The 3,636-nt window shown below is 78.1% G+C and carries 3 protein-coding genes; all 3 read right to left on the bottom strand.

All coding sequences use genetic code 11. From position 1 onward, the window contains the following. On the bottom strand, positions 1 to 1,186 hold a 1,186-nt coding region (locus N866_RS17330), incomplete at its 3' end, for a glycosyltransferase (protein WP_034228905.1). Continuing rightward, positions 1,183 to 2,289, bottom strand: a complete 1,107-nt coding sequence (locus tag N866_RS22490; RefSeq protein ID WP_034228903.1) for a glycosyltransferase — start codon at positions 2,287 to 2,289, stop codon at positions 1,183 to 1,185. The genes N866_RS22490 and N866_RS17330, both read right to left, overlap by 4 nt. Next, positions 2,286 to 3,548, bottom strand: coding sequence for a glycosyltransferase family 9 protein (locus tag N866_RS17320; RefSeq protein WP_245612648.1), 1,263 nt, complete (start codon positions 3,546 to 3,548; stop codon positions 2,286 to 2,288). The genes N866_RS22490 and N866_RS17320 overlap by 4 nt, the downstream gene beginning before the upstream one ends. Positions 3,549 to 3,636 lie beyond the last annotated feature (88 nt).

Here is a 3,636-nt window from a genome sequence, read left to right as displayed (position 1 = left end):
CTCCCATGCGGCGCCGGGCCGCCGGGTCGTCCAGGAGCCCGCGGACGGCCCGGGCGAGCGCGGCGGGGTCGCGCGGCGGGACGAGCACGCCCGTGACGCCGTCGTGGACGCTGTCCAGCAGACCGCCGACCGCCGACCCGACCAGCGGGCGACCGCACGCGGCGGCCTCCAGCGGGACGATGCCGAACGGCTCGTACCAGGGGGTCGCGACGACGACGTCGGCGCTGCGGACGAGCGCCGGGACGTCCGCGCGCGCCACGCTGCCGACGAACCGCACGCGGTCGCGGACGCCGAGCCTCTCGGCGAGGGCCACGAGCCGCAGGGCCTCCGGGTCGTCCTGCACCTCGTCGGGCGCGGGGCCGCCGGCGATGACGAGCTCGGCGTCGGGCAGGGCGGGGAGCGCCTCGACGACGGTGCCCACCCCCTTGCGCTCGACGAGGCGGCCCAGGCACAGCAGCCGGAAGCGGACCCGCGGGGCGCCGTCGGGGTCGCCGCCGTGCTCGCCGTCGTGCTCGCCGTCGTTGTCGCCGTCCCGGGGGGCGGGGTCGCGCTCCGGGCCCGGCCGGCGGGGGTCGTCGGGCAGGAAGTGGTCGCGGTCCACGCCGCACGGCACGACGGTGACGCGGTCGGCCGGGATGCCGAGGCGGCGCAGCTCGGCGACCTCGTCCGAGCACGTGGCGACGACGAGGTCGACGGACCGTCCGAGGGTCGCCTCGGTCTCGATGCGACCCGAGGGCGAGGTGTCCGCGGCGCCCTGGTGCCGGCGCTTGACCGAGCCCAGCGCGTGGAACGTCTGCACGACGGGCACCGGCCGCGGCATGGCCCGCGCCGCCTGGAGCGCGGCGAGCCCGGACATCCAGAAGTGCGCGTGGACGACATCGGGCACGCCGTGCCGCTCCCAGTCCGCCGCGAGCCAGCGGCCGAAGTCCGCCATCCAGGGCAGCAGGTCGTCCTTCGGGACGTGCTCGGCGGGACCGGCGGGCACGTGGACGACCTCGACGCCGCCGGGCATGGTCACGCGCTCGGCCAGGTCCGCGTCGTCGCGCCGGGTGTAGACGGTCACGGTGTGACCACGCTCGGCCAGCTCCCCGGCCAGCGCCGCGACATGGACGTTCTGCCCTCCGGCGTCCACCCCGCCCAGCGTCGCCAGGGGGCTCGCGTGCTCGGAGACGAGGGCGATCCTCATCGCGTGACCTCCTTCAGCAGGGACTGCCAGTCGGCCAGGAACCGGTCCAGGCCGTAGTGGGCCAGCACGTGCTCGCGGGCGGCGAGCCCGCGCTCCCGCGCCTCGGCGGGGTCGCGCAGCCAGCGCCGGCCGGCCGCGACGAGCGCGTCGACGTCGTTGGTCACCACGCCCGCAGCGGGCGGGACGGCCTCCGGCGCCTCGGTGACGGACAGGGCCAGGACGGGCAGGCCCAGCGCCATGGCCTCGAGGAGGGACAGGCCGAGGCTCGTCCACCGGTAGGGGTGCAGGTAGACGCGGTCCCGCGCGAGCAGGTCGTGCATCGCGGCCTGCGGGACGTCGTCGTGGGTCACCAGGTCCGGGCCGGGCCGCCGGCCCCCGCCGCGGCGGCGGCCGGACGCCGTGCCACTCGGCCCGTTCCGGCCGACGGTGCCCGTCGACGCGGGCTCGCCGTTCGGCCCGGCAGCGCCGCTCGCGTGCTGGGAGTGCGGGTCCTCCCCCTGGCCCCAGCTCCGCGCGACCTCCTCGAGCGCGGCCATGCCCATGCCGTAGACGTCGACGGGCAGGCGCGTCGCGACATCGAGGACGATGTCCGTCCCCGCGACGCGCCACCGCCGCACGGGCTCGTTGACGACGACGCCGAGCCGCTCGCGCTCGCCCGTCCACCGGTGCCCCGGGTCGACGATGCCGTGGTCGACGACGGTGGTCGGCGCGACACCGCAGTCCCACATGAGCCGGTTGAAGGCGGTGACGTGGGCGACGGGGATGTCGCGGCGGTCCGCCAGGGGGTGGCGGGTGCGGGCGGCGTGCTCCGGCGGTGCGTTGTGCTCGACGTAGACGGCCGGCAGGTCGACGCCCGGCCGGCGGCCGGTCCAGCGCTCGGCGAGCTCGAGGTCCTCGGGCCGCTGGAGGACGACGACGTCGACCTCCTCGTCCCGCAGCTGCTCGGGGGTCACCTCGCGGGCGCCCTGCGGCCAGTCCCAGGTCCGGGCACGGCCGCGCCCCTCCGGCCCCCGGTCGGGGACGACGGGCAGGAGGTACTCGTCGGTCCCCTGGACGAACGACGTCGTCCAGGAGCCGTGGACGTGCCACACGAGGACCCTCATGAGCGCGCCTCCGCGGTCGGTGTGCGGACCAGCACCCGGGCCGCCGCGCTCGTGGGCGCGGTCGTGGGCGCGGTCGTGGGCGCGGTGGTCACGAGGGTGCGCCCGGCAAGGCGCTGGACCGCCTCGACCACCTCCGACGGCGCCACGGACGTCAGGCACGGGTGCCCGGCGACCGGGCACTCCCGCGCCCGGGTCCCGCGGCACGGCGCAGATGCGTCCCCCAGGACGACGGTCGGGACGCCCCACGGCGCCCACCGGTCGACGGGCACGACGGGCGAGAAGAGGGAGACGACCGGGGTCCCGACCGCGGCCGCCAGGTGTGCCGGGCCGGTGTTGCCGACGACGACGCACGCGGCGCCGTCGAGCACGGCCCCGAGCTCCGCGAGCGTGGTGCGCCCCCCGAGGTCGACGACCGTCCCGGTGCCCCCAGCGGTCGCCCCGGCACTGCCCGCAGCGCTCCCGGCGGTGCTGACCGTCCGGCTCCCCGTGCCCGCGCCCGCCACCACGGCGGCCGTGAGCGCCGTCTCGCCCGGCCCACCGGTCACGAGGACACGGTGGCCGGCGTCGACGAGAGCGCGCGCGATCGCCGCGGCGTGCTCGGCCGTGAGGCCGCGGGACGGCACCGACGCCCCAGGGTGGAGCACGACGTACGGCTGCGACCCGACCGGCGCGTCGGCGGGCGGACCGTCGATGAACCCAGGCACGTCGGCAGGCGGACCGTCGACGAGCTCGGTCGCGTCGGCCGGCGAAGCACCGACGAGCTCGGCCACGTCGGGCAGCGGCCGGCGGACCGCGAGCCGGTGCGCGCCCGGCGACAGGTCCACGCCCGTGGCACGGACGAGGTCCAGGGCGGCCTCGACCTCGTGCAGCCCCTCCGGGCGGTGGTGCCGGACGTCGAGCAGCGACCCGGGGTAGTCCTCGCTGGTCCCCGCGACGAACGGCACCCCGGCGAGCCGGGCCAGCAGCGCCATGGGCAGCGGGCTCTGGTGGAAGGAGGTGAGCACGAGGCACCGGTCGTAGCCGCGCGCGGCGAGGTCCGCGACGAGCGCCTGGACGGCCGGCGCGTCGACGGCGGGCGGCCGGTAGCCGGACCAGGGCGCCGCGAAGACGAGCACCTCGCCCACGTCCGGCAGCAGCGCCGCTGCGTGGGCCCCGGCGGGCGAGACGAGCAGGTCGACCCGCCCGACGCCGTCGTCGGCGGCGAGCGCCCGGACGGCCGGACCCGCCAGGAGGACGTCGCCGTCGCTGTCGAGGCGCACGACGAGGACGCGCTCGGCCCGGCCCGGCCCGGCCGAGAGTCCAGGCGAGGCGCTCCCGTCAGCCCGGCGAGTCACGCCGCCGCCACCC

This window comes from Actinotalea ferrariae CF5-4 (assembly GCF_000603945.1).
Taxonomy (GTDB): domain Bacteria; phylum Actinomycetota; class Actinomycetes; order Actinomycetales; family Cellulomonadaceae; genus Actinotalea; species Actinotalea ferrariae.
The sequence above is the reverse complement of the archived record's forward strand: the minus strand, read 5'-3'. Positions and strand labels throughout refer to the sequence as shown.